Origin of the sequence: Janthinobacterium sp. J1-1 (assembly GCF_030944405.1) — a bacterium.
Lineage (GTDB): Bacteria > Pseudomonadota > Gammaproteobacteria > Burkholderiales > Burkholderiaceae_D > Janthinobacterium.
The window spans coordinates 1,125,518-1,149,199 of sequence record NZ_CP132339.1; the positions used below are offsets into that span (position 1 = coordinate 1,125,518).

Below are 23,682 nucleotides of genomic sequence, written 5' to 3' on the forward strand. Positions count from 1 at the left end.
TGTAAAACGGCAGGCTCCGGTTATTCACCGGTGCCTGCCGTATTCATTATAGAATCTGGCGATGATTATTCTTGGCATCGATCCTGGCTTGCGCACGACCGGCTTCGGGGTCATCGAAAAACACGGCAGCAAGCTGCGCTATATTGCTTCGGGCACAGTCAAGACGGCGTCCGAAGGGGCGTTGCCGCCGCGCCTGAAGATCATTCTGCAGGGCGTGTCGGAAATCGTCGCCACCTACCGGCCCGACTGCGCGGCCATCGAAAAAGTCTTTGTCAACGTCAATCCGCAATCGACCTTGCTGCTGGGCCAGGCCCGTGGCGCGGCCATTTGCGCGCTGGTCAATGCCGACCTCGAGGTGGCCGAATACACGGCGCTGCAGCTGAAACAGGCCGTCACCGGTCACGGCAAGGCGGCCAAGGAGCAGGTGCAGGAAATGGTGGCGCGCTTGCTGTCCTTGCCCGGCCTGCCCGGCAGCGATGCGGCCGATGCGCTGGGCGTGGCCATCTGTCACGCCAACAGCGTCGATGCGCTGGCCATGATCGGCGCGCTGGCGCCGCAGCTGCAGGGCTTGCGCATGAAACGCGGCCGCCTGGTCGGCTAGAGCATACTCGGGCATACTTTGAATTTAACATTAGGAACACGCGATGATAGGCCGTCTCTCCGGTATTTTGCTTGAAAAGAATCCGCCACAATTGCTGGTCGATTGCCAGGGCGTCGGCTATGAAGTCGATGTGCCGATGAGCACGTTTTACAATCTGCCGCACGTGGGTGAAAAAGTCGTGCTGTTCACGCATCAGGCGATCCGCGAAGACGCGCACCTGCTGTTCGGCTTTGGCAATGCGGCCGAGCGCGCCGTGTTCCGCCAGCTGATCAAGATCACCGGCGTCGGCGCGCGCATGGCCCTGGCCATCCTGTCCGGCATGACGATCGCCGACCTGGCGCAGGCGATTACCTTGCAGGATTCGGGTCGCCTGGTCAGGGTGCCGGGCATCGGCAAGAAGACGGCCGAACGCCTGTTGCTGGAACTGAAGGGCAAGATCGGTGCGGATCTCGGCCCGCTGGGCGCACACGCGGCGCCGGACGCGCAATCCGATATCCTCAACGCGCTGATGGCGCTCGGCTATTCGGACAAGGAAGCGATGGCGGCCGTGAAAAACGTGCCGGCCAGCAGCGGCGTGTCGGACGGCATCAAACTGGCGCTCAAAGCGCTGTCGAAAGGCTAACGGGAACACGGCATGAGCATCCAGACCGACATCTTCACGGAACAGCGCATCATCGATGCGGCGCCCATCTCGCACAATGAAGAGGCGATCGAACGGGCCTTGCGGCCCAAGCAGCTCGACGAGTACGTGGGCCAGGAAAAGATCCGCGACCAGCTGGAAATCTTTATTACGGCCGCGCGCCAGCGCAAGGAAGCGCTCGATCATACTTTGCTGTTCGGCCCGCCGGGCCTGGGCAAGACCACCCTGGCGCACATTATCGCGCGCGAGATGGGCGTCAACCTGCGCCAGACTTCCGGCCCGGTGCTGGAGCGTCCGGGCGACCTGGCGGCGATACTGACGAACCTCGAAGCGAACGACGTGCTGTTCATCGACGAGATCCACCGCCTGTCGCCGGTGGTCGAAGAGATACTGTATCCGGCGCTGGAAGACTACCAGATCGACATCATGATCGGCGAAGGCCCGGCCGCCCGCTCCGTGAAACTCGACCTGCAGCCGTTTACCCTGGTCGGCGCCACCACGCGTGCCGGGATGCTGACCAATCCGCTGCGCGACCGCTTCGGCATCGTCGCCCGCCTGGAGTTCTACAACACGAGCGAACTGACCAAGATCGTCACGCGCAGCGCGGCGCTCTTGAAAGCGCCGATCGACCCGGACGGCGCGCACGAGATCGCCCAGCGCGCGCGCGGCACGCCCCGTATCGCCAACCGGCTGTTGCGCCGCGTACGCGACTTTGCCGAAGTGAAAAGCAATGGCGAGATCACCAAGGTGGTGGCCGACCGCGCGCTGGCCATGCTCGATGTCGACGCGGTCGGCTTCGACGTGATGGACCGCAAGTTGCTCGAAGCCGTGCTGTTCAAGTTCGGCGGCGGTCCGGTCGGCATCGGCAATCTGGCGGCGGCCATCGGCGAAGCGGCCGATACCATCGAAGACGTGCTGGAGCCGTACCTGATCCAGCAGGGATTCCTGCAGCGCACGCCGCGCGGACGGGTTGCCACGCCGGCCGCCTATCTGCACTTCGGCGTCAGCGCGCCGCGCATCAGCCCCAACGGCGAAGCGTGGGCGCTGTGACGGACAAGGCAGGCATGCAGATCTGGGTCGACGCCGACGCCTGCCCGGTGGTGATCAAGGAGATTCTGTACCGCGTGGCCGACCGGCTGGAACTGCCCGTCACCCTGGTCGCCAACCAGGGCCTGCGCGTGCCGCCGTCGCGCTTTGTCCGCACGGTGCAAGTGCCGTCCGGCGCCGACGTGGCCGACCAGGAAATCGTACGCTTGCTCAATCCTGGCGACCTGGTGGTGACCGGCGACATTCCGCTGGCGTCGGATGTGCTGAAGAAGGGCGGCTACGCGCTCAATCCGCGCGGCGAGTTCTATACGAATGACAATATCGCCCAGCAACTGAGCATGCGCGCCTTTATGGAAGAGCTGCGCAGTGGCGGTGTCGACACGGGCGGCCCGGCCGCGTTCAACCAGGGTGACCGGCAAAGTTTTGCCAATAGCCTGGACCGGCATTTGCAGAAACATCATCGCAAGCCGGTCGGATAGAATGCCTTATTCTTCGCGCAGCCAAGTTTGCGTGCGGCCCAGCATCGGTACGCCCTTGTAGGCGCGCATGCTGATTTTTTTTCCGCCATCCGAGACGCTCAACTTGCTCTTATAGACCGTGCCACTTTTAGGATCGACGATTTCACCACCGGTAAATTCATTGCCATCTTTTTTCAAGCCAGTCAGGATGACCATGCCGATGATCGGCTGATCCTTGCGCGCGCCGTCGCATTTTTCGCATTTCGGAGCCGGGTCTTCGCTGGGCTCGCGAAACAGCTTTTCAATCTGGCCTTGCAACACACCATTGTTTTCCGTAATGCGTATCAGCGCTTTCGGCTTGCCTGTTTCATCATCGATGTTTTTCCACAGGCCGACCGGCGTTGCATCGTCGGCAAAGGCGAGGGCAGGGGCAACACACAACATGGCGCTGATGGCCAGTGCAGCAAATTTCATGATAAGTCTCCTGATTGGTTTTTGTCTGACGAGTGTAGCAAATAAATGACCGGTCGTACTATTTCCATTCAAATTAATCATCGCGCGTCACGCCGCCATCGTACCGGCAAAAAAAAACCGCTCGGATGAGCGGCTTTTCCAGGCAACCACTGTACTGCTTATGCGGTCGGCAATTTGGCAAATTGCTCGCGCATCTTGTCGAGTGTGGCGGAAAAATTCGCGACGCGGGCTTTTTCCTGTGCCACGACTTCAGCAGGCGCGCGTGCCACAAAACTTTCGTTCGACAGCTTGCCGTTGGCTTTGTTGATCTCGCCTTCGATGCGTGTCATTTCCTTGCCCAGGCGCTCGCGTTCGGCCGCCACGTCAATCTCCACTTTCAGCATCAGCTTGGTGGTGCCAACGATGGCGACGGCAGCTGGCGAATCCGGTAGCGCATCGACGATCTGCACTTCGGCCAGCTTGCCCAGCGACTGGATATACGGCGCGTAGGTGGCCAGCGTGGCCTTGTCGGTGGCGTTGCCCGCTTCGACGATCAGCGGCACGCGCACCGATGGCGAGATCTGCATTTCGCCGCGCAGGTTGCGCGTCGCGTCCGTCAGCGCTTTCAATTGCTGCATCCACGCTTCGGCCGCTTCGTCGATCTTGCCGGTGTCGGCGATCGGATACGGCTGCATCATGATCGAATCGCCTTCCGCCTTGAGCGTCTTGCCGGCCAGCGGCGCGACGGTCTGCCACAAGGCTTCCGTCACGAACGGAATGATCGGATGGGCCAGGCGCAGCACCACTTCCAGCACGCGCAGCAGGGTGTGGCGGGTGGCGCGCTGCTGGCCTTCCGTGCCTTGCTGTACTTGGACCTTGGCCACTTCCAGGTACCAGTCGCAATACTCGTCCCAGACGAACTTGTAGATGGTGGCGGCGATATTGTCGAAGCGGAAGTCTTCAAAACCCTTGGCCACGTCCAGCTCGGCTTTTTGCAGCAGCGAAATGATCCACTTGTCGGCCTGCGACAGGTCGGCGTCATTTGGACGGTCCGCCGGTGCGGTGCAATCCTTGCCTTCCGTATTCATCATCACGAAACGGGTGGCGTTCCACATCTTGTTGCAGAAGTTGCGGTAGCCTTCGCAGCGGCCCAGGTCGAAATTGATGTTGCGGCCCAGCGATGCATAGCTGGCCATGGTAAAGCGCACGGCGTCGGTGCCGTAGGCGGAAATGCCGTCCGGGAATTCCTTGCGCGTGGCCTTGGTGATTTTTTCCGCGTCGCGCGGGTTCATCAGGCCGGTGGTGCGCTTGACGATCAGGCCGTCCAGGTCGATGCCGTCGATCAGGTCGATCGGGTCCAGGGTGTTGCCTTTCGACTTGGACATTTTTTGCCCGGTCGAATCGCGCACCAGGCCGTGCACGTAGACGGTTTCAAACGGCACCTTGCCGGTGAAGTGCGCCGTCATCATGACCATGCGCGCCACCCAGAAGAAGATGATGTCGAAACCGGTGACCAGCACCGACGACGGCAAAAAGGCCTTCATGTCCGGCGTTTCTTCCGGCCAGCCCATGGTCGAGAACGGCACCAGGGCGGACGAGAACCACGTGTCGAGCACGTCGTCGTCGCGTTTCAACGGACCCGTGCTGCCGGCGGCCTGCGCCTTGGCCTGTGCTTCGGCTTCGGTTTTTGCGACAAAGATATTGCCGGCCTCGTCATACCAGGCCGGGATCTGGTGGCCCCACCACAGCTGGCGCGAGATGCACCAGTCCTGGATGTTGTTCAGCCACTGGTTGTAGGTGGTGCTCCAGTTTTCCGGCACGAACTTGATTTCGCCGTTGGCGACTTTTTCCAGCGCCGTCTCGGCGATCGATTTGCCAGGGAAGAAAGTGCCTTCCGGCGCCGGTTTGCTCATGGCGACAAACCACTGGTCGGTCAGCATCGGTTCGATCACGACGCCCGTGCGGTCGCCGCGCGGCACCATCAGCTTGTGCGGCTTGACCTGTTCCAGCAGGCCCAGCGTGTCCAGGTCGGCGACGATCTGCTTGCGCGCGGCAAAGCGGTCCAGGCCGCGATAGGCTTCCGGCGCATCGTCGGTGATTTTCGCGTCCAGCGTCAGGATGACGATCTGCGCCAGCTTGTGGCGCTGGCCGACGGCGTAATCGTTCATGTCGTGCGCGGGGGTGATCTTCACGCAGCCGGTGCCGAATTCCTTGTCGACATATTCGTCGGCGATGATCGGAATTTCGCGGTCGGTCAGCGGGAGCTTGAGCATCTTGCCGACCAGCGCCATGTAGCGCTCGTCGGTCGGGTCGACCGCCACCGCCACGTCGCCCAGCATGGTTTCAGGACGGGTGGTGGCCACTGTCAGGAAGCCGCTGCCATCAAGCAGTGGGTACTTGATGTACCACATCGAGCCGTCTTCTTCTTCCGACACCACTTCCAGGTCCGACACGGCCGTGCCCAGCACCGGGTCCCAGTTGACCAGGCGCTTGCCGCGGTAGATCAGGCCTTGTTCGAACAGGCGCACGAAGACGTCGGTGACGACTTTCGAGCGCGGCTCGTCCATCGTGAAGTATTCGCGCTGCCAGTCGGCCGAAGCGCCCAGGCGGCGCATCTGGCCGGTGATGATGGAACCCGATTTTTCTTTCCACTCCCACACTTTTTCCACGAATTTCTCGCGGCCCAGGTCATGGCGCGAAATCTTTTGCGCGTCCAGCTGGCGCTGCACCACGATCTGGGTGGCGATGCCGGCGTGGTCGGTGCCGGGAATCCAGGCCGTGTTGTGGCCCAGCATGCGGTGGTAGCGCGTCAGGCCATCCATGATGGTCTGGTTGAAGGCATGGCCCATGTGCAGGGTGCCGGTCACGTTCGGCGGCGGCAACTGGATGCTGAAGGAAGGTTTTCCGGCATCGAGGGTGGCGGTAAAGTAACCGCGCTGCTCCCACTCGGTGCGCCAGAATTGTTCAATGTCGGCGGGCTCGAAAGACTTGGCTAATTCCATGATTTGGCGTGTGTTTGGCAAAAGGAATCATTATAGATGACACGGCAACGGCTGCGCCGTGGCCAGCCCTGTTTTTCAGCATTCTGGCGGCTTTGCGGGCCGCCAGCCGGCAGGCGTGCGGGGGTAAAAGTTGCGCCAGTGCTATAATGTCGGCCTTGTCGCCTCTTGCAATCACTTGCGGACGGCGCCAGCGGCCGCAGTTTTATCCAACTCACGGCCATGCCAGCGCATCAGCGATGCCGGCAACTTTTCAGTGCGTCCCCTGCGGGCCGGGCGCCTGAGCCACGCGCACCGCCAGCGGTGCACCATTCACGGCGGAATTCCCGCGGCCGGCAGCATTGCAGGCCGTGTCCGCCACAGCTTTGCCAGGAGTGTCCGGCCCGCCGTCTGTCGATACGGCAGCGGCACGCATGCGCCTTGCCGCCTGCGCGGGATTCCTGGCCCGGCGTTTATCAAGGAAACCTGCATGAAAACCACCACTGTCTGCCTGGGACTCGCCTCGGCCATGATTTTGCCCACTGTCCCCGCTCACGCCCAGTCCTCCGTCGACATGTACGGCCTGATGGATGCCGCACTGGTACAGGAACGCTCGATCAGCAAAGTATCGAGTGGCGTCTCGGCTGGTTCGCGCCTCGGTTTTCGCGGCGCCGAAGCGCTGGGCAATGGCTGGCAAGCCGTGTTCACGCTGGAAGCCGGCTTGCTGACGGACACCGGCCGCTCGGACCAGGCCGGCCAGCTGTTCGGCCGCCAGGCTTTCGTCGGCCTCAGCAGCCCGCTGGGCATGCTGACCATCGGCCGCCAGTACAATCTGCAGAGCCAGGCGCTGACCGACGTCGCCGATCCGTTCGAGGGCGGCATGGCCGGCGCCTCGACCAACGTGGCCGGCTATTCGGCCACCCGCATCGACAATACCGTACGCTATACCTCGCCGACGCTGCGCGGCGTGACGGCCACCGTGATGTATGGCGCTGGCGAACACAGCGGCATTGCGGCCGACCAGCGCTCGCTGGGCCTGGCCCTCGGTTATGTCAACGGCCCGCTGACCTTGCGCCTGGCGCGCCAGAGCCGTGGCGGCGACGCCGGCAAGGCCGACGTCAACAACACGATTTTGGCCGGCAACTACAATTTCGGTCCGGCCACGGCCTTTGCCGGCTACGGCAGCAACACGGGCGATGGCAGTTCGATGTTCTTTGCCGACAATCCGTATGGCGCGGCCACGGCGCCGCGGCAATCGACCGACAGCCGCGACGCCATCGTCGGCGTCTCCGTGCCGCTGGGCGCGGCGACCTTGCTGGCGTCGGTGGTGCACAAGGACGACCGCGATGCGGCCAACCGCGATGCGCAGCAACTGGCTGTTGGGGCCACCTATGCCTTGTCGAAACGCAGCAAGATCTATCTGGCCTATGCGCAGATCCGCAACCGCCATGGCGCCGCCTACATGGTCGGCAATGCCACCGAGGTCGGCACCGGCGACCGGGCCTTCAACCTCGGCCTGCGCCACGCTTTTTAAGGTTTTAACGCATCAGGCCGCCAGCATGCGGCCCTGGCGCAGCAGCGCTTCGAAGGCCGGCACGGCCAGCGGACGGCTGTACAGATAGCCTTGCATCTGGTCGCAGCCGTGCTGGCGCAGGAAGTCCAGCTGCGGCGCCGTTTCCACGCCCTCGGCGATCACTTTCAGGCGCAGATTGTGCGCCAGTGAAATGATGGCGCAGACGATGGCCGCATCGTCGTTGCTGTGCGTGATGTCGTTGACGAACGATTTGTCGATTTTGAGCACGTCGATCGGGAAGTGGCGCAGATAGGCCAAGCTGGAGTAGCCGGTGCCGAAGTCGTCGATCGACAGTTGCACCCCCAGCGCCTTCAGGTTGCCCATGATGGCCGTCGCTTGTTCCACGTCGTGCATCACCATGCTTTCCGTCAGTTCCAGCTCCAGGCAGCTCGCATCGAGGCCGGTTTCCATCAACACGGCGGCCACCGCATGCAGCAGATTTCTTTGCTTGAACTGCCGCGCCGACAGGTTCACCGCCACGCGCAGCGGGCCATGGCCGGCCAGTTGCCAGGCGCGCGCCTGGGCGCAGGCGGTGCGCAGCACCCAGTCGCCGATCGGAATGATCAAGCCCATTTCCTCGGCCATGCCGATAAAGCTGGCCGGCGAAATCAGGCCCAGCTGCGGATGGCGCCAGCGCAGCAGCGCTTCCATGCCCACCATCCGGCCGCTGGCCAGGTCCAGCTGCGGCTGGTATTCGAGGTGGAACTGGCCGCGTTCGAGCGCATGGCGCAATTCGCTTTCCAGGCTCAGCCTTTCCAGGGTGTCCGCATTCATGTTCGAGGCATAGAACTGCCAGTGGCCACGGCCCTGTTCCTTGGCGCGGTACATGGCGATATCGGCGTGCTTGATCAGCATTTCGGCGCTGCAGCCATCGTCGGGGTAGACGGCCACGCCCAGGCTGCAGCTGAGAAAAAATTCGTATTCGCCCAGCTGCATCGGCTGCGCCACGGCATCGAGTATGCGCTGCAGGATGGCCATGCCGGGGTCGCCATTGCCATGCTGCGGCAACAGCAGCACGAATTCGTCGCCGCCCAGGCGCGCCACCGTATCGACTTCGCGGGTGGCCGCCAGCAGGCGTTCGGCCACGCCCTTGAGCAGGGTGTCGCCGGCATCGTGGCCCAGGGTGTCGTTGACGAACTTGAAGCGGTCCAGGTCGATGAACACCACCCACAGCGGCAAGCCTGTGCGTTGTGCAACAGCCATTTCATGTTCCAGGCGCTCGCGCAGCAGGCGGCGGTTGGCCAGCCCGGTCAGGATATCGTGGCGTGCCTGGAAGGCCAGTTCGGCCTCGAAGTGCATGACGGCGCTGATATCGTATTGCGCCACCAGGAAGTGGCTGATCGGCGCCGTGCCGTCATCGCTGGCCGCGGCGATGCCGCGCACGGGCGCGACAAAGCTTTCGTTCCAGTAGCTGTCGCCGTTCTTGCGCACGTGGCGCAGGATGGCCTTGCCTTCGCGCTGCTCGCGTATCGCCGCTTGCAGCTGCTCCATGGCGGGCTGTTCCTGGTCATTGCCGTGCAGGCTGGCCAGCGGCTGTCCCACCACTTCCTGCGCCGTGTAGCCGGTGATGCGTTCAAACGCCGGATTGACGTATTCGATCAGGTAGCCGGGCGCTTCGGCGCTGCAGATGGCGATCGCGTTGGCCGACACTTCGATGATGCGCTCGCGCAGCCGCAGCGCCTGGTCGCTTTGCAGGCGCGCCGCGATATCTTCCGACAGGCGCAGGTTGGCAAAGCGCAGCGCCGCCGTGCGTTCTTCCGTGATGCGTTCGATCACGCTGTTGCGCGTCACCAGCTGATACACATAGGCGGCCGCCAGCAAACTCGACAGTATTCCGCCCAGCAGCACATACAGCGAGCTGCGCCGGCCCGCGTCGAACAGCGACAGCCCATTTGCCGGCAGCATGGCGGCGCTCAGGTCTTGCGTGCCGCCATAGTGCTGCAGCAGTAGCCGCGCGCTTTCCGATTCGATCTGCCGCGTCGAGGCATAGCACAGCGCCGTCACGGCCAGGCCGATCGCCAGGGTGATCAGGGCGGAGACGGAAACAGAGATGGAAATGCGCTTGATGAGTGATTGCATGATGGCGTCCGGTGGATGCGTGTGCCAGCCCTGATCCGCGATCTGGCAGCCCATGCAATGACTAACTGTAGGTGGCCGGGCGGCGCAGCGTCCGTTCGGTACCGAACGGACGGTCATGCCACCAAGTAATATAGTCAGGCCGTGTTCAGGACCCTGTGTTACCCTGCACCGCGTGGCGCCTCTCGTTCAGACGCCTCCCCATTACCGCCTAGCTGACGACTGGAAACCAGGAATCCTGACCATGTCCAGTCCGCATGCCGTGTTGCACAACCCCAACCAGAACCATTTGCTGGCCGCCATGCTGGACGCCGATTTTGCGCGCCTGGCGCCGCACCTGGAGCAGGTCGCCATGCGCCTGGGCGACGTGATCTATGACTCGGGCGACAAGCTGCACCATGTGTATTTCCCCACCACCGCCATCGTTTCGCTGCACTATCTGCTGGAGAACGGCGGCTCGTCCGAAATCGCCGGCGTCGGCAATGAAGGCGTGGTGGGCGTGTCGCTGTTCATGGGCGGCGACTCCACCCCCAGCCGCGCGGTGGTGCAGACGGGCGGCGTCGGCTACCGCCTGAAGGCGCATGTGCTGATGGAGGAATTCAACCGCGCCGGCCCCGTGATGCGGCTGCTGCTGCGCTACACGCAGGCCTTGCTGACGCAGATGTCGCAGACGGCCGTGTGCAACCGCCATCATACGGTGGAACAGCAACTGTGCCGCTGGCTGCTGCTGACCCTGGACCGCTTGCCCGGGCGCGAACTGACCATGACCCAGGAACTGATCGCCAACATGCTGGGCGTGCGCCGCGAAGGCGTGACGGAAGCGGCCGGCAAGCTGCAGGCGCGTGGCCATATCAGTTACCGGCGCGGCCATATCACGGTGCTGGACCGCGGCGGGCTGGAAAGCACGACCTGCGAATGCTATGGCGTGGTGAAGAAGGAATTTGCCCGCTTGCTGTCGGATGTGCGCCAGCGCCAGGCTTGAGCGGCGCCGCCTCCTTGATGCTATTCATTGTTGTACTTACCGGCTGATCCCATGAACACAGTTGAAAAAATCTCCACCGGCCTGCCATCGCGCTGGCCCGTCGCGCTGGCGTTCGCCTTCAGCGCCATCGTGCTGGTCGCGATCGCCGCGCTGGCCTGGCGCGGCCCTTCGGACACGGCCATCCTGACCGGCGTGCTGGTCCTGCTGCTGCTGGTGCTGCTGGCCGCCCTGTACCGGCGCACGCTGGCCGCCGGACTGCCGCGCCAGCTGCTGAAAGCGGGCGCCCTGCAGGACGCGATTTTCAACAGCGCCAATTTTTCCAGCATCGCCACCGATGCCCAGGGCGTGATCCAGATCTTCAATGTGGGCGCCGAGCGCATGCTGGGCTATGCGGCGCATGAGGTGGTCGACAAGCTGACCCCCGCCAGCATTTCCGACGCGCAGGAAATCGTCGCCCGCGCGCAGGCCCTCTCCACCGAACTCGACACGCCCATCACGCCCGGCGTGGAAGCGCTGGTGTTCAAGGCCAAGCGCGGCATCGAAGACATTTATGAACTGACGTATATCCGCAAGGATGGCAGCTGCTTTCCCGCCATCGTCTCGGTGACGGCCTTGCGCGACGCGCAGAACAAGGTTATCGGCTACCTGCTGATCGGCACCGACAACACGGCGCGCAAGCGGGTCGAAGCCGAGCAGGCCATGCTCGACAAGCGCTTGCAGGAGCAGCAGGCCTATACGCGTTCGCTGATCGAAACCAATAATGCCGAGCTGGAAAAAGCGCGTCAGGTGGCCGACAAGGCCAACCGCGCCAAGTCCGAATTCCTGTCCAGCATGAGCCACGAATTGCGTACGCCCTTGAACGCCGTGCTGGGCTTTGCCCAGCTGATGGCGTCCGACGTGCCGCCGCCGACCCAGCCGCAGCAGCGCTCGCTCGACCAGATCCTCAAGGGCGGCTGGTATCTGCTGCGCCTGATTAACGAGATCCTCGACCTGGCCATGATCGAGTCGGGCAAGGTGACCATGTCGGAAGAGGCCATGTCGCTGCTCGACGTGCTGCAGGATTGCGAGGCGATGATCGCGCCGCAGGCGCAAAAACGCGGCATCGGCATGCATTTCCCGCGCTGCGGCGCGGCGTTCTATATCCATGCCGACCGCACGCGCGTGAAGCAGGTGATGATCAACCTGCTGTCGAACGCCATCAAGTACAACCAGAGCGGCGGCAGCGTGCAGGTCGTTTGCAGCCAGCGCGGCGACCGCGTGCGCGTCAGCGTCACCGACAGCGGCGCCGGTCTCGATGCAAAGCAGATGTCACAGCTGTTCCAGCCCTTCAACCGCCTGGGCCAGGAAAACAGCCAGGAAGAGGGCACCGGCATCGGCCTGGTGGTGACCAAGCAGCTGGTGGAATTGATGGGGGGCGCGATCGGCGTCGACAGCACGGTCGGTGTCGGCACCACCTTCTGGGTCGAGTTCAATGCCTCGCGTGCGCCGCAACTGGTGCTGGGCGAAGGCGAAGTGTTGCCGGTGATGCAGGAAGACTCGGACACCCAGCGCACCTTGCTGTACGTGGAAGACAATCCGGCCAACCTGGCGCTGGTCGAGCAACTGATTGCGCGCCGCAGCGACCTGAAACTGCTGACCGCCATCGACGCCCACCTGGGCATCGACCTGGCGCGCACCTGCCAGCCGGACGTGATCCTGATGGACATCAACCTGCCCGGCATCAGCGGCTTTGGCGCCTTGCACATCCTGCACGAGGATCCGCTGACCAGTCATATCCCGGTAATGGCGCTGTCGGCCAACGCCGTGCCGCGCGATATAGAAAAAGGGCTGGAGGCGGGCTTTTTCCGCTATCTGACCAAACCGATCAAGGTTGTCGAATTCATGGATGCGCTCGACGTGGCGCTGCACCATGCGGCCAAGCACGGCCTGGCCGACGACACCACCGCAGCACGCTAATCAAGCACTTACCAGGACTACCGCCATGCTACAAGCCACCGAGATACTGAACGCCAGCATCCTGATCGTCGACGACCAGGAAGCCAATGTGATGCTGCTGGAACAGGTGCTGCGCAATGCGGGCTACACCCGCATCACCTCCACCATGGACCCGCAGGCGGTGCGCGCGCTGCACCAGCAGCACCGCTACGACCTGATCCTGCTCGACTTGCAGATGCCGGAAATGGATGGCTTCGAAGTGATGGAAGGCTTGCGCGACATCGAGGCGGGCAGTTACCTGCCGGTACTGGTGATCACCGCCCAGCCCGGCCACAAGCTGCGCGCGCTGCAGGCCGGCGCCAAGGATTTCGTCGCCAAGCCCTTCGACCTGGTGGAAGTCAAAACCCGCATCCACAATATGCTGGAAGTGCGCCTGCTGTACCAGAAGCTGGCCGACTACAACAGGTCGCTGGAACAGGCGGTGCAGGAGCGTACGGCCGAGCTGCGCGAGAGCGAAGCGCGCTTCCAGCGCTTTACGGAACTGTCGTCGGACTGGTACTGGGAACAGGATGCGGCAGGCAACCTGACACGCTTTTCCGGCCCGGTGGCCGAGATGCTGGGCATCGGCAGCGAAGACGAACCGCAGCGCTGGAACGCCGCCGAGCGCGCCCTGCTCGACGAAAAAATCGCCGCGCGCGAACCATTTTTGGATTTTATCTACAGCCGCCAGAATGCGGACGGCGGCATGCAATACCTGCAGGTCAGCGGCGAACCGATGTTCGACCATGGCAGCCGCTTTGTCGGCTATCGCGGGATCGGACTCGATATTACGGCGCGCCAGCAAAAAAGCTGATTTATACTGGCTGCTGTTCATTACAGTCCAGTTAAATCATGACCGACAAATCTCCCTCCTACTGGTTCCCCGCCAAGACCTATGGCTTCGGCTGGGGCTTGCCCATCACCTGGCAGGGCTGGCTGGTGTTCATCAGCGCGCTGGCGCTGCTGGCCGGCGGCGCGGTGCTGTTTCCGCCAACCCAGGTGCCGGTCGCCTATGTCATCTACGAAGTGGTGATCGTTGCCTTGCTGGTCGGCATATGCTGGTGGAAGGGCGAGCCGCCGCAATGGCGCTGGGGCAAGAAATAATCATCTGGCCGCGCGACCTGAAACGCGTATAATTGGCCCGCTGCCGCAAGGCGGCAAACGCTAGGGGTCCTGCTCTTTGCTGTGGAAACACGGTGAAGCGCGGGTGAGAAATACCCTCCGAACCTGATCTGGATAATGCCAGCGAAGGGAAGCTTTAGGATGAACGCACCCGCTTTTATCGCGTGCGCGCAGCCGAACCTCCTTAGCTGGCTCCAGGCTTATACACAGCCAGCTAGCCAAGGAGCCAAAATGAACGCCAATCCGAAATTTCTTTCCGCCACCGCCACGGTCGACGAGGCCGCGATCGCGCCGCTGCCCAATTCACGCAAGATCTATGTACAGGGCAGCCGGCCCGACATCCGCGTGCCGATGCGCGCCATCAGCCAGTCCGATACGGAAGCGTCGTTCGGCGGCGAGAAAAATCCGCCCATCTACGTTTACGATACGTCGGGTCCGTACACCGACCCGGACGTCGCCATCGATATCCGCTCGGGCCTCGATACGCCGCGCCTGCCGTGGATACTCGAACGCGCCGACACGGAAGAGCTGCCGGGCCCGACCTCCGACTACGGCATCGCCCGCCTGGCCGACCCGAAACTGGCCGAGCTGCGCTTCAACCTGCACCGCAAGCCGCGCCGCGCCCTGGCCGGCAGGAACGTCACGCAGATGCATTACGCGCGGCAAGGCATCATCACGCCGGAAATGGAATTCGTCGCCATCCGCGAAAACATGCGCCGGCAGCAATACCTGGAAGAGCTGAAGTCTTCCGGACCGATGGGCGAGCGCATGGCCGAGATGATGGGCCGCCAACACCCGGGGCAGTCGTTCGGCGCCAGCATTCCGGCCGAGATCACGGCCGAATTCGTGCGCGAGGAAATCGCCCGTGGCCGCGCCATCATCCCCGCCAATATCAACCACCCGGAAGTCGAGCCGATGATTATCGGGCGCAATTTTCTGGTGAAAATCAACGCCAATATCGGCAACTCGGCCGTCACCTCGTCGATCGGCGAGGAAGTGGAAAAGATGACCTGGGCCATCCGCTGGGGCGGCGACAATGTGATGGATCTGTCGACCGGCAAGCATATCCATGAAACGCGCGAGTGGATCGTGCGCAACAGCCCGGTGCCGATCGGTACCGTGCCGATCTACCAGGCGCTGGAAAAGGTCAACGGCAAGGCCGAGGACCTGACCTGGGAGATTTTCCGCGACACCCTGATCGAGCAGGCCGAGCAGGGCGTCGACTACTTCACCATCCACGCCGGCGTGCTGCTGCGCTATGTGCCGCTGACAGCCAAGCGCCTGACCGGCATCGTTTCGCGCGGCGGCTCGATCATGGCCAAGTGGTGCCTGGCGCATCACCAGGAGTCGTTCCTGTACACGCATTTCGAAGAGATCTGCGAGATCATGAAGGCGTATGACGTGTCGTTTTCGCTTGGCGACGGCTTGCGCCCCGGTTCCATCTACGACGCCAATGACGAAGCGCAGCTGGGAGAACTGAAGACTCTGGGCGAGCTGACGCAGATCGCCTGGAAGCACGATGTACAGGTGATGATCGAAGGCCCCGGCCATGTGCCGATGCAGCTGATCAAGGAAAACATGGACCTGCAGCTGGAGCAGTGCGGCGAAGCGCCGTTCTATACCCTGGGACCGTTGACCACCGATATCGCGCCGGGCTACGACCATATCACCTCGGGCATCGGCGCGGCCATGATAGGCTGGTATGGCACGGCCATGCTGTGCTACGTGACGCCGAAGGAGCACCTGGGCCTGCCCAACAAGGCGGACGTGAAAGACGGCATCATCACCTATAAAATTGCCGCGCATGCGGCCGACCTGGCCAAGGGCCATCCGGGCGCGCAGATCCGCGACAACGCCTTGTCGAAGGCGCGCTTCGAATTTCGCTGGGACGACCAGTTCAATATCGGCCTGGACCCGGACAAGGCGCGTGAATTTCACGATGAAACCTTGCCCAAGGATTCGGCCAAGGTGGCCCACTTCTGTTCGATGTGCGGCCCGCATTTCTGCTCGATGAAGATCACCCAGGAAGTGCGCGAATACGCGGCCGGCATCGGCATCTCGGAAGAGCGCGCCGTCAAGCAGGGCATGGAAGTGAAAGCGATCGAGTTCATCAAGAACGGCGCCGAGCTGTACCGCAAAGTCTGAAGGAGGGCGCCATGATCCCCATCATGCTCAACGGCGCGCCGCACCAGGTGCCGCCCCATCACACGCTGGACCAGCTGATCGAAGCGCTGTCGCTGCAAGGCCAGGCGCTGGCGCTGGCCGTCAACCGCTCGGTGGTGCAGCGGAAAAACTGGCCGGCGCATGTGCTGCAGGCAGACGACAAAGTGGACATTGTGCGCGCCATCGGCGGCGGCTAACAAATTGAAAGACAGAACATGCATACAGAAACACACAACGCAAACAACGACTTGCTGACCATCGCCGGCAAGACCTATGCGTCGCGCCTGCTGGTGGGCAGCGGCAAATACAGGGACTTGCCGCAAACGCGATTGGCCACCGATGCGGCCGAAGCGCAGATCATCACGGTGGCGATCCGCCGCGTCAATATCGGCCAGGACCCGAACGCCCCCAGCCTGCTCGACGTGCTGCCGCCCGACCAGTACACCATCTTGCCGAACACGGCCGGCTGCTATACGGCAAAAGACGCCGTCTACACCTTGCAGCTGGCGCGCGAACTGCTCGGCGGCCGCAAGCTGGTGAAGCTGGAAGTGCTGGGCGACGAGAAAACCCTGTTCCCGCATATGCCGGAAACCCTGGTCGCGGCGGAAGCCCTGGTCAAGGATGGCTTTGACGTGATGGTGTATTGCAGCGACGATCCGATCCAGGCGCGCATCCTGGAAGAGATCGGCTGCGTGGCCATCATGCCGCTGGCCTCGCTGATCGGCTCGGGCATGGGCATCTTGAACCCGTGGAATTTGTCCTTGATTATCGAGCAGGCCAAGGTGCCGGTGCTGGTCGATGCCGGTGTCGGCACGGCGTCGGATGCGGCGATCGCGATGGAACTCGGTTGCGATGGCGTGCTGATGAACACGGCGATTGCCGGCGCGCGCGACCCGGTGCGCATGGCCCATGCGATGAAGCTGGCTGTGCGGGCCGGGCGCGAGGCGTTTTTGGCCGGCCGCATGCCGAAGAAATTTGCGGCGTCGCCATCGTCGCCGATGGCGGGCCGGCTGGCGTGAGCGTGGTTGCAACCGCGTCTTGCCGGCCCACTGTGCTGGTCTTTGCCGGGCTCGACCCGTCCGGTGGCGCCGGCATCGCGGCCGATATTGTGGCCATCGCCGCGCAGGGCGCGCATGCGCTGCCCATCATCACTGCGCTGACGGTGCAGGATAACGACCGCGTGTTCGAGGTGCAAGCGGTGGACGCGGCCCTGCTGCTGCGCCAGGCGCAGGCCTTGACTGGCAAAATGGCGATCGATGCCGTGAAGATCGGCATCCCGGGCAGCGCGGCCAATGCGGCGGCGATTGCCCGGGTGATCGTGCAATTGCGGCGCAGCCAGCCGCATCTTCCTGTCGTGCTCGATCCCGTGCTGGCCAGCGGCCATGGCGATCTGCTCGGCATCGATGACGCGGTGCGGGCGCTGGCGCCGCTGTTGCCGGTGACTACCGTGATAGTACCGAATGGACCGGAGGCCAGCCGCTTGACGAATGTTGCCGATGTTGCCGGCCAGGCGCGGACTTTGCAGGCACAAGGCTGCGGCCATGTGCTGCTCACCGGCGGCCATGGCGCGGGCAGTAGCGTCCTCAACCGCTGGTTTGGCGCGGCGGGCGAGGGGCGGGAGTGGCAATGGCCGCGCCTGCCCGGCGAATTTCACGGCAGCGGCTGTACGCTGGCGGCCGCCATCGCGGCGCGGCTGGCGCTGGGACAGGCCCTGCCCGGTGCGCTGGCGCAAGCGCAAGCGTATTGCCATGCGGCCCTGGCGCAGGCTTATGCCGTCGCACCGGGCCAGCTGATGCCGCAGCGGCTCATCACTTTCACTTTATAAGGAGGAACTCATGCGTGGACTGTATCTGGTTACCCCGAACTGGGATGATACCGGCCGCCTGCTCGATGTGACGGAGCAAGCCTTGCAGGAGGGCGTGGCGCTGCTGCAATACCGCCACAAGAATGCCGATGCGGCGCTGCGGCGCGAACAGGCGGGCGCCTTGCTGCTGCTCGCCCGCAAATACGGCGTGCCTTTTATCGTCAACGATTTTATCGACCTGTGCGAGGAGCTGGACGCCGATGGCGTGCATGTCGGCGGCACGGACATCTCCGTGGCGCAGGCCCGTGCGCGGCTGGGCAAGCAAAAACTGGTGGGCGCATCGTGCTATGGCGATCTGCAGCTGGCGCGCCAGGCGCAGCTTGGCGGCGCCAGCTATATGGCGTTTGGCGGTTTTTATCCCTCGCTGGTCAAGCAATACCCGGTCACCACCGATCCCGACATCGTGCTGCAGGCCAAACGTGAGATCGCCCTGCCGTGCGTGGTGATTGGCGGCATGACGCCGGAAAACGCCGCGCCGCTGGCCACGCGCGGCGCCGACCTGGTGGCGGCGATCAGCAGCGTGTACCTGGCGGATGATGTAGCCATTTCCGTACGGGAATTTAATAAGCTGTTTGGCAACTAGGGCAGGCGGCGCAAGCGGGTCTGGTTTCACGGAATAATCGGCATATAATAAGACCATCCGTTTATCCCTTTTACTATGACCGAGGTTCCCTTGCCCATGAATCAGCCAGCCGCCAAACGCCTTATCCTGATCGTTGACGATGACCAGCTGCTGCTGGAGTTTCTCGGCGAAGTATTGCGCCATGCAGGCTATGAAACGGCGTTGGCCAGTTCGGCCGAAGCGGCCTTGCAGCTGATCGCCCAGCGCGAGCCGGACCTGGCCCTGCTCGACATCCATATGCCCGGCATGTCCGGCCTGGAACTGGCCAAGCGCCTGCACGCCGAAACCGCCGTGCCGTTCATGTTCCTGTCCGGCAGCGGCGACAGCGAATCGGGCAAGCAGGCGGCCGCCTATGGCGCCGTCGGCTATGTCGTCAAGCCGGTCGACGAAGGCCGCCTGATGCCCGCCTTTGAAGCGGGCCTGGCGCGTGCCGACGATATCCGCCAGCTGCGCCGCACCGAACTGAACCTGAATGCGGCGCTGGCCGCCGGCCGCGAAACCAGCCTGGCCGTGGGCCTGTTGATGGGCAAGTTCCAGACCGACCGCAACACCGCTTTCGAAGTGCTGCGCGACCATGCCCGTTCCAGCCGCCGCAAGATCAATGAAATCGCCAGCCAGCTGCTGCTGGCCGAGGAAACCCTGAACGGCCTGCATGGCGCGTTTTTGAACCGCGCGAAAACGACCAAGTAAGCATCCAGATACCTCTTTACAGGACAACCATGAAAACCAAAGCAGCCGTGGCCTGGAAGGCCGGCGCCCCCCTGACCATTGAAACAGTCGACCTGGCCGGCCCGCGCGAAGGCGAAGTGCTGATCGAGCTGAAAGCGACCGGCATCTGCCATACCGATTACTACACCTTGTCCGGCGCCGATCCGGAAGGCATCTTCCCGGCCATCCTGGGCCATGAAGGCGCCGGCATCGTGGTCGAGGTGGGCCCGGGCGTGAAAACGCTGAAAAAAGACGACCACGTGATTCCGCTGTACACGCCGGAATGCCGCGAGTGCAAATTCTGCCTGTCGCAGAAGACCAATCTGTGCCAGAAAATCCGCAGCACCCAGGGCCGTGGCCTGATGCCGGACGCCACCAGCCGTTTCTCGCTGGACGGCAAACCGCTGTTCCACTACATGGGCACCTCGACCTTTTCCAACTACATCGTGGTGCCGGAAATTGCCCTGGCGAAGATCCGCGAAGACGCGCCGTTCGACAAGGTCTGCTATATCGGTTGCGGCGTGACCACCGGCGTGGGCGCGGTGCTGTTCTCGGCCAAGGTCGAGGCGGGCGCCAACGTGGCCGTGTTCGGCCTGGGCGGTATCGGCCTCAATGTGATCCAGGCCGCGAAAATGGTGGGCGCCGACAAAATCATCGGCATCGACATCAACCCGGCGCGCCAGGCGATCGCCCGCAAGTTCGGCATGACGCACTTTATCAATCCGAACGAGGTGGAAAACGTGGTCGACGCCATCGTGCAGCTGACCGATGGCGGCGCCGATTACAGTTTTGAATGCGTCGGCAACACCACCCTGATGCGCCAGGCGCTCGAGTGCACGCACAAGGGCTGGGGCAAATCGTTCATTATCGGCGTGGCGGCCGCCGGCCAGGAAATCTCGACCCGTCCGTTCCAGCTGGTGACAGGCCGCGAATGGCGCGGTTCGGCCTTCGGCGGCGCGCGCGGCCGCACCGATGTGCCGAAGATCGTCGACTGGTATATGGAAGGCAAGATCAATATCGACGATCTGATCACGCACCGGCTGCCGCTCGAACGCATCAACGAAGGTTTCGATCTGATGAAGAGCGGCGAGTCGATCCGTTCGGTCGTGCTGTATTAATCATCCGGACGGCGCAGCCGATGCGCCGTCTGTTCCCCGCTTTCTGCCGTTTATCGCATGGCGCGCGCCGTGCGACCGCAATCTCGCTACAGTCAGGCTCCCAACGTCGACCGTAGCGAGGAATACCATGCTGATCCCATCCCGTCTGTGCTTGGCCTTTGCCGGCGCCATCCTCTCTTTCGGCGCCATGGCCGCTTCCGGTGAACCTTTTACGCTGGTACAAGGCAAGAATGGCGCCATCTCCACCTATGGCAGTGGCTCCGATAACGACGAGCTGGACCGCCTCAAGCGCACCAGCAATGGCCCCTTCCTGTGGTTCCGCGACCATGGCAAATCGTATGTGATCGAGGACCGTGATTTGCTGGCGCGCGCCGATACGGCCTGGAAACCGGTGCAGGCGCTGGGCCAGGAAATGTCGGCGCTGGGCCAGCAGATGGGCGAGCACGGCAGGCAGATGGGCAAGCTGGGTCGTGAAATGGGCGAGCAGGGCCGCCAGGCGGGCCAGGTGTCCCGGGCGGATGCGGCGGACCTGAAAAAGCTGTCGGCCCAGCTGGGCGAGGCGCAGCGCAAGCTGGCGGCGGCGCATCAGCAGCAGCGGCAGGCAAAATCCGAGGCCCAGCGCGATGTGGCAGAAAACCATGTCGAACAGGCCCAGGATGCGGTGGAAGTACTCCAGGACGAGATCGAAGCCGTGCATGAACGCATGGCCCACCGCCAGGATCGCGCCCATGACGCCGCGCTGGAAGCGAAAGGGCGCCAGATGGACCAGGCCGGCAAGCCGATGGACAGCCTGGGCAAGCGAATGGGCGAACTGGGCGAGCGCCAGGGACGCGCCAGCAAGGAGGCCGAACGCACCACGCGGGGCGTGATCGAGGAAGCCTTGCGTACCGGAAAAGCGAAGCCGGTACGGGCCGGTTGACAAATCACCGCATCACACAGTAACTGGACAAATCCACAGTGAAATGCGGCATGCCGGTATAATCGGGGGATGCAAAATCTTCTTCACAACCTCAATCCCGAACAACTGGCCGCCGTCACTTTGCCAGCCCAGCATGCCCTGATCCTGGCGGGCGCCGGCTCGGGCAAGACCCGCGTGCTGACCACCCGCATCGCCTGGCTGATCCAGACCCAGCAGGTGTCGCCGCCCGGCATCCTGGCCGTCACGTTTACCAACAAGGCTGCCAAGGAAATGCTGACGCGGCTGTCGGCGATGCTGCCGATCAATACGCGCGGCATGTGGATCGGCACCTTCCACGGCCTGTGCAACCGCCTGCTGCGCACGCATTACCGCGATGCCGCCTTGCCGCAGACCTTCCAGATCCTCGACTCGCAGGATCAGCTGTCGGTGATCAAGCGTTTGCTCAAGGCAAACAATATCGATGATGAAAAATTCCCGCCGAAGACGGTGATGTATTTCATCAACAATGCCAAGGACCAGGGCCTGCGCGCCACCGACGTGGAAGCGTACGACGCGCACGAGCGCAAGATGGTCGAGCTGTACCAGCTGTACGACGACCAGTGCCAGCGCGAAGGGGTGGTCGATTTTGCCGAACTGCTGCTGCGCACGTATGAACTCTTGAGCCGCAACCAGCCGCTGCGCGAGCATTACCAGGCGCGCTTCCGCCATATCCTGGTCGACGAGTTCCAGGATACGAATAATCTGCAATACAACTGGCTCAAATTGCTGGCCGGCCATGGCAGCCGCGATGGCGGCGCCCTGTTTGCCGTCGGCGACGATGACCAGAGCATCTATGCTTTCCGCGGCGCCAACGTCGGAAACATGAGCGCCTTCGAGCATGAGTTCCAGGTGAAAAACCTGATCAAGCTGGAACAGAATTACCGCTCGCACGGCCATATCCTCGACAGCGCCAACGTGCTGATCGCCAACAACAGCAAGCGCCTGGGCAAGAATCTGCGCACCGACGCCGGCCATGGCGAGCAGGTCCGCGTGTACGAAGCCAGTTCCGACCTGCAGGAAGCGCAGTGGATCATCGAGGAAGCGAAAAGCCTGATCGCCGAAGGCGCCTCGCGCAGCGAAATCGCGATCCTGTACCGCTCGAACGCGCAGTCGCGCGTGATCGAACACGCGCTGTTTTCGGCCGCGATTCCCTACCACGTGTACGGCGGCCAGCGCTACTTCCAGCGCGCCGAGGTCAAGCATGCGATCGCCTACTTGCAGCTGATGGACAATCCGCACAACGATTCGGCCTTCTTGCGCGTGGTGAACTTCCCCACGCGCGGCATCGGCATGCGCTCGATCGAGCAGCTGCAGGCCGCCTCCGAGCAGTACGGCATTTCGCTGTATGCGTCCGTGCCGTATGTGGCGGGCAAGGCGGGCAGTACCCTGGCCGGCTTCGTCAAGCTGATCGAGGGCGTGCGCTTCGAAACCCAGCAATTGTCACTGCCGGAAATGGTGCGCGTGGTGCTGGAAGCGAGTACCTTGCTGCAACACTATCAGAATGAAAAGGAAGGCGCCGACCGCATCGAGAACTTGGAGCAGATGGTCAGCGCGGCCACCCAGTTCGTTTCCGAAGAAGGGTTTGGCCAGGCCGCGCCGGCGCACCTGGGGCCGTCTGCCCAGGCGCAATCGGGCGCGCCGGTCGTCAACCAGGATGGCATCGAGATTCTCGATGCCGACGCGCCATTGCCGGCCGTGATGTCGCCGCTGTCGGCCTTTTTGTCGCACGCCTCGCTGGAAGCCGGGGATAACCAGGCGCAGGCGGGTCAGGATGCGCTGCAGATGATGACGGTGCACTCGGCCAAGGGCCTGGAATTCGACAACGTCTTTATTACCGGCCTGGAAGAGGGCCTGTTCCCGCACGAAAGCAGTTCCAAGGAAGACAACGGCGTGGAGGAAGAGCGGCGTTTGATGTACGTGGCGATCACGCGCGCGCGCAAGCGTTTATACATGAGCTTTTCGCAGACGCGCATGTTGCACGGCCAGACCCGCTACAACATGAAGTCGCGCTTCTTCGACGAATTGCCGGAGGAAGCCCTGAAATGGCTGTCGCCGAAAGTGCAGGCCAACTGGTTCGGCAACCGCAAGTCGGCCTGGGACGAAGCGCCGCGCACGGTGGGCAGCCTGGGCTCCGACAACGCGATTGCGCAGAAGATCGCGCAGAAATCCCCGGGTGGCGGCTGGCGCATCGGTGAATCGGTGGCCCACGCCAAGTTCGGCGAAGGCGTGATCGTCAATATCGAAGGCGGCGGCGGCAACGCGCGCGCGCAGATCAACTTCGGCCAGCATGGCATGAAGGTGCTGGACTTGGGGATTGCCAAGCTGGAGCGGCTGGGACGCTAAGA

21 protein-coding genes and 1 riboswitch are annotated in these 23,682 nt (G+C 63.0%); of the genes, 18 read left to right on the forward strand and 3 right to left on the reverse strand.

Going from position 1 to position 23,682, the window contains the following annotated elements:
- Positions 1-61 precede the first annotated feature (61 nt).
- Genes ruvC through Q8L25_RS05095 form a run of 4 tightly spaced genes read left to right on the forward strand, consistent with a single transcriptional unit; the run spans position 62 to position 2,767 of the window.
- Entirely contained in the window at positions 62-601 is a 540-nt protein-coding gene (ruvC, locus tag Q8L25_RS05080) for a crossover junction endodeoxyribonuclease RuvC (RefSeq protein ID WP_308923839.1), read from the forward strand.
- 43 nt (positions 602-644) lie between these two features.
- A complete protein-coding gene (gene ruvA / locus Q8L25_RS05085) occupies positions 645-1,223 on the forward strand; it encodes a Holliday junction branch migration protein RuvA (protein ID WP_308923840.1) in 579 nt (192 codons plus the stop codon).
- Positions 1,224-1,235: 12 nt separating this feature from the next.
- The gene (gene ruvB, locus Q8L25_RS05090) at positions 1,236-2,291 is read left to right on the forward strand and encodes a Holliday junction branch migration DNA helicase RuvB (RefSeq protein WP_308923841.1); all 1,056 of its coding nucleotides are present in this window, start codon (positions 1,236-1,238) and stop codon (positions 2,289-2,291) included.
- Positions 2,292-2,305: 14 nt separating this feature from the next.
- A complete protein-coding gene (locus Q8L25_RS05095) occupies positions 2,306-2,767 on the forward strand; it encodes a YaiI/YqxD family protein (protein ID WP_308925653.1) in 462 nt (153 codons plus the stop codon).
- A 6-nt stretch (positions 2,768-2,773) separates the two neighbouring features.
- Here the strand turns inward: Q8L25_RS05095 and Q8L25_RS05100 are convergent, their stop codons facing one another.
- Both Q8L25_RS05100 and Q8L25_RS05105 read right to left on the reverse strand, forming a co-directional pair.
- Positions 2,774-3,220 carry a DUF2147 domain-containing protein gene (locus Q8L25_RS05100; protein ID WP_308925654.1) on the reverse strand — a complete coding sequence of 149 codons (447 nt, stop codon included), beginning with the start codon at positions 3,218-3,220 and terminating at the stop codon, positions 2,774-2,776.
- A 158-nt stretch (positions 3,221-3,378) separates the two neighbouring features.
- On the reverse strand, positions 3,379-6,201 hold the full coding sequence (locus tag Q8L25_RS05105) for a valine--tRNA ligase (protein ID WP_308923842.1): 2,823 nt from the start codon (positions 6,199-6,201) through the stop codon (positions 3,379-3,381).
- A 466-nt stretch (positions 6,202-6,667) separates the two neighbouring features.
- On the opposite strand from Q8L25_RS05105, the gene Q8L25_RS05110 reads away from it, so the two are divergent.
- A complete protein-coding gene (locus Q8L25_RS05110) occupies positions 6,668-7,711 on the forward strand; it encodes a porin (protein ID WP_308923843.1) in 1,044 nt (347 codons plus the stop codon).
- 12 nt (positions 7,712-7,723) lie between these two features.
- Here Q8L25_RS05110 and Q8L25_RS05115 read toward each other — a convergent pair whose 3' ends face one another.
- Positions 7,724-9,829 (reverse strand): EAL domain-containing protein, encoded by a 2,106-nt coding sequence (locus Q8L25_RS05115; protein WP_308923844.1) that lies wholly within the window; start codon positions 9,827-9,829, stop codon positions 7,724-7,726.
- Between the two features lie 241 nt (positions 9,830-10,070).
- Here Q8L25_RS05115 and Q8L25_RS05120 point away from each other — a divergent pair, with 241 nt between their 5' ends.
- From Q8L25_RS05120 to Q8L25_RS05180, 13 genes are all read left to right on the forward strand, one after another.
- Entirely contained in the window at positions 10,071-10,808 is a 738-nt protein-coding gene (locus Q8L25_RS05120) for a Crp/Fnr family transcriptional regulator (protein ID WP_308923845.1), read from the forward strand.
- A gap of 51 nt (positions 10,809-10,859) precedes the next feature.
- A complete protein-coding gene (locus tag Q8L25_RS05125) occupies positions 10,860-12,764 on the forward strand; it encodes an ATP-binding protein (protein ID WP_308923846.1) in 1,905 nt (634 codons plus the stop codon).
- 25 nt (positions 12,765-12,789) lie between these two features.
- On the forward strand, positions 12,790-13,596 hold the full coding sequence (locus Q8L25_RS05130) for a response regulator (RefSeq protein WP_308923847.1): 807 nt from the start codon (positions 12,790-12,792) through the stop codon (positions 13,594-13,596).
- A gap of 38 nt (positions 13,597-13,634) precedes the next feature.
- On the forward strand, positions 13,635-13,886 hold the full coding sequence (locus Q8L25_RS05135; RefSeq protein ID WP_308923848.1) for a hypothetical protein: 252 nt from the start codon (positions 13,635-13,637) through the stop codon (positions 13,884-13,886).
- 52 nt (positions 13,887-13,938) lie between these two features.
- A riboswitch (TPP riboswitch) is annotated at positions 13,939-14,053 on the forward strand.
- A gap of 82 nt (positions 14,054-14,135) precedes the next feature.
- Positions 14,136-16,049 carry a phosphomethylpyrimidine synthase ThiC gene (gene thiC / locus Q8L25_RS05140; protein ID WP_308923849.1) on the forward strand — a complete coding sequence of 638 codons (1,914 nt, stop codon included), beginning with the start codon at positions 14,136-14,138 and terminating at the stop codon, positions 16,047-16,049.
- A gap of 11 nt (positions 16,050-16,060) precedes the next feature.
- Positions 16,061-16,264, forward strand: a complete 204-nt coding sequence (gene thiS, locus Q8L25_RS05145) for a sulfur carrier protein ThiS (protein ID WP_308923850.1) — start codon at positions 16,061-16,063, stop codon at positions 16,262-16,264.
- Positions 16,265-16,282: 18 nt separating this feature from the next.
- Positions 16,283-17,086, forward strand: coding sequence for a thiazole synthase (locus tag Q8L25_RS05150; protein WP_308923851.1), 804 nt, complete (start codon positions 16,283-16,285; stop codon positions 17,084-17,086).
- Positions 17,083-17,892 carry a hydroxymethylpyrimidine/phosphomethylpyrimidine kinase gene (locus Q8L25_RS05155; protein WP_374694231.1) on the forward strand — a complete coding sequence of 270 codons (810 nt, stop codon included), beginning with the start codon at positions 17,083-17,085 and terminating at the stop codon, positions 17,890-17,892. The genes Q8L25_RS05150 and Q8L25_RS05155 overlap by 4 nt, the downstream gene beginning before the upstream one ends.
- Positions 17,893-17,902: 10 nt before the next feature.
- Complete coding sequence (thiE, locus tag Q8L25_RS05160; protein WP_308923853.1) at positions 17,903-18,514, forward strand: thiamine phosphate synthase; 612 nt, start codon at positions 17,903-17,905, stop codon at positions 18,512-18,514.
- Positions 18,515-18,610: 96 nt separating this feature from the next.
- Positions 18,611-19,243: a response regulator gene (locus Q8L25_RS05165; RefSeq protein ID WP_308923854.1), complete on the forward strand. Its 633-nt coding sequence runs from the start codon at positions 18,611-18,613 to the stop codon at positions 19,241-19,243.
- Between the two features lie 29 nt (positions 19,244-19,272).
- Positions 19,273-20,379, forward strand: a complete 1,107-nt coding sequence (locus tag Q8L25_RS05170; protein WP_308923855.1) for an S-(hydroxymethyl)glutathione dehydrogenase/class III alcohol dehydrogenase — start codon at positions 19,273-19,275, stop codon at positions 20,377-20,379.
- 127 nt (positions 20,380-20,506) lie between these two features.
- Positions 20,507-21,298, forward strand: a complete 792-nt coding sequence (locus Q8L25_RS05175; RefSeq protein WP_308923856.1) for a hypothetical protein — start codon at positions 20,507-20,509, stop codon at positions 21,296-21,298.
- A gap of 69 nt (positions 21,299-21,367) precedes the next feature.
- Positions 21,368-23,680 carry a UvrD-helicase domain-containing protein gene (locus Q8L25_RS05180; protein WP_308923857.1) on the forward strand — a complete coding sequence of 771 codons (2,313 nt, stop codon included), beginning with the start codon at positions 21,368-21,370 and terminating at the stop codon, positions 23,678-23,680.
- Positions 23,681-23,682 lie beyond the last annotated feature (2 nt).

What these genes read in the sequence shown, in the direction of transcription:
- Q8L25_RS05165 (WP_308923854.1), top strand. Translation starts at nt 18,611, where the DNA reads ATGAATCAGCCAGCCGCCAAACGCCTTATCCTGATCGTTGACGATGAC.
- Q8L25_RS05110 (WP_308923843.1), top strand. Translation starts at nt 6,668, where the DNA reads ATGAAAACCACCACTGTCTGCCTGGGACTCGCCTCGGCCATGATTTTG.
- thiS (WP_308923850.1), top strand. Translation starts at nt 16,061, where the DNA reads ATGATCCCCATCATGCTCAACGGCGCGCCGCACCAGGTGCCGCCCCAT.
- thiC (WP_308923849.1), top strand. Translation starts at nt 14,136, where the DNA reads ATGAACGCCAATCCGAAATTTCTTTCCGCCACCGCCACGGTCGACGAG.
- Q8L25_RS05125 (WP_308923846.1), top strand. Translation starts at nt 10,860, where the DNA reads ATGAACACAGTTGAAAAAATCTCCACCGGCCTGCCATCGCGCTGGCCC.
- Q8L25_RS05135 (WP_308923848.1), top strand. Translation starts at nt 13,635, where the DNA reads ATGACCGACAAATCTCCCTCCTACTGGTTCCCCGCCAAGACCTATGGC.
- Q8L25_RS05170 (WP_308923855.1), top strand. Translation starts at nt 19,273, where the DNA reads ATGAAAACCAAAGCAGCCGTGGCCTGGAAGGCCGGCGCCCCCCTGACC.
- Q8L25_RS05175 (WP_308923856.1), top strand. Translation starts at nt 20,507, where the DNA reads ATGCTGATCCCATCCCGTCTGTGCTTGGCCTTTGCCGGCGCCATCCTC.
- Q8L25_RS05095 (WP_308925653.1), top strand. Translation starts at nt 2,306, where the DNA reads ATGCAGATCTGGGTCGACGCCGACGCCTGCCCGGTGGTGATCAAGGAG.
- thiE (WP_308923853.1), top strand. Translation starts at nt 17,903, where the DNA reads ATGCGTGGACTGTATCTGGTTACCCCGAACTGGGATGATACCGGCCGC.
- Q8L25_RS05115 (WP_308923844.1), bottom strand. Translation starts at nt 9,829, where the DNA reads ATGCAATCACTCATCAAGCGCATTTCCATCTCTGTTTCCGTCTCCGCC.
- ruvA (WP_308923840.1), top strand. Translation starts at nt 645, where the DNA reads ATGATAGGCCGTCTCTCCGGTATTTTGCTTGAAAAGAATCCGCCACAA.
- Q8L25_RS05180 (WP_308923857.1), top strand. Translation starts at nt 21,368, where the DNA reads ATGCAAAATCTTCTTCACAACCTCAATCCCGAACAACTGGCCGCCGTC.
- Q8L25_RS05120 (WP_308923845.1), top strand. Translation starts at nt 10,071, where the DNA reads ATGTCCAGTCCGCATGCCGTGTTGCACAACCCCAACCAGAACCATTTG.
- Q8L25_RS05105 (WP_308923842.1), bottom strand. Translation starts at nt 6,201, where the DNA reads ATGGAATTAGCCAAGTCTTTCGAGCCCGCCGACATTGAACAATTCTGG.
- ruvB (WP_308923841.1), top strand. Translation starts at nt 1,236, where the DNA reads ATGAGCATCCAGACCGACATCTTCACGGAACAGCGCATCATCGATGCG.
- Q8L25_RS05100 (WP_308925654.1), bottom strand. Translation starts at nt 3,220, where the DNA reads ATGAAATTTGCTGCACTGGCCATCAGCGCCATGTTGTGTGTTGCCCCT.
- ruvC (WP_308923839.1), top strand. Translation starts at nt 62, where the DNA reads ATGATTATTCTTGGCATCGATCCTGGCTTGCGCACGACCGGCTTCGGG.
- Q8L25_RS05130 (WP_308923847.1), top strand. Translation starts at nt 12,790, where the DNA reads ATGCTACAAGCCACCGAGATACTGAACGCCAGCATCCTGATCGTCGAC.
- Q8L25_RS05150 (WP_308923851.1), top strand. Translation starts at nt 16,283, where the DNA reads ATGCATACAGAAACACACAACGCAAACAACGACTTGCTGACCATCGCC.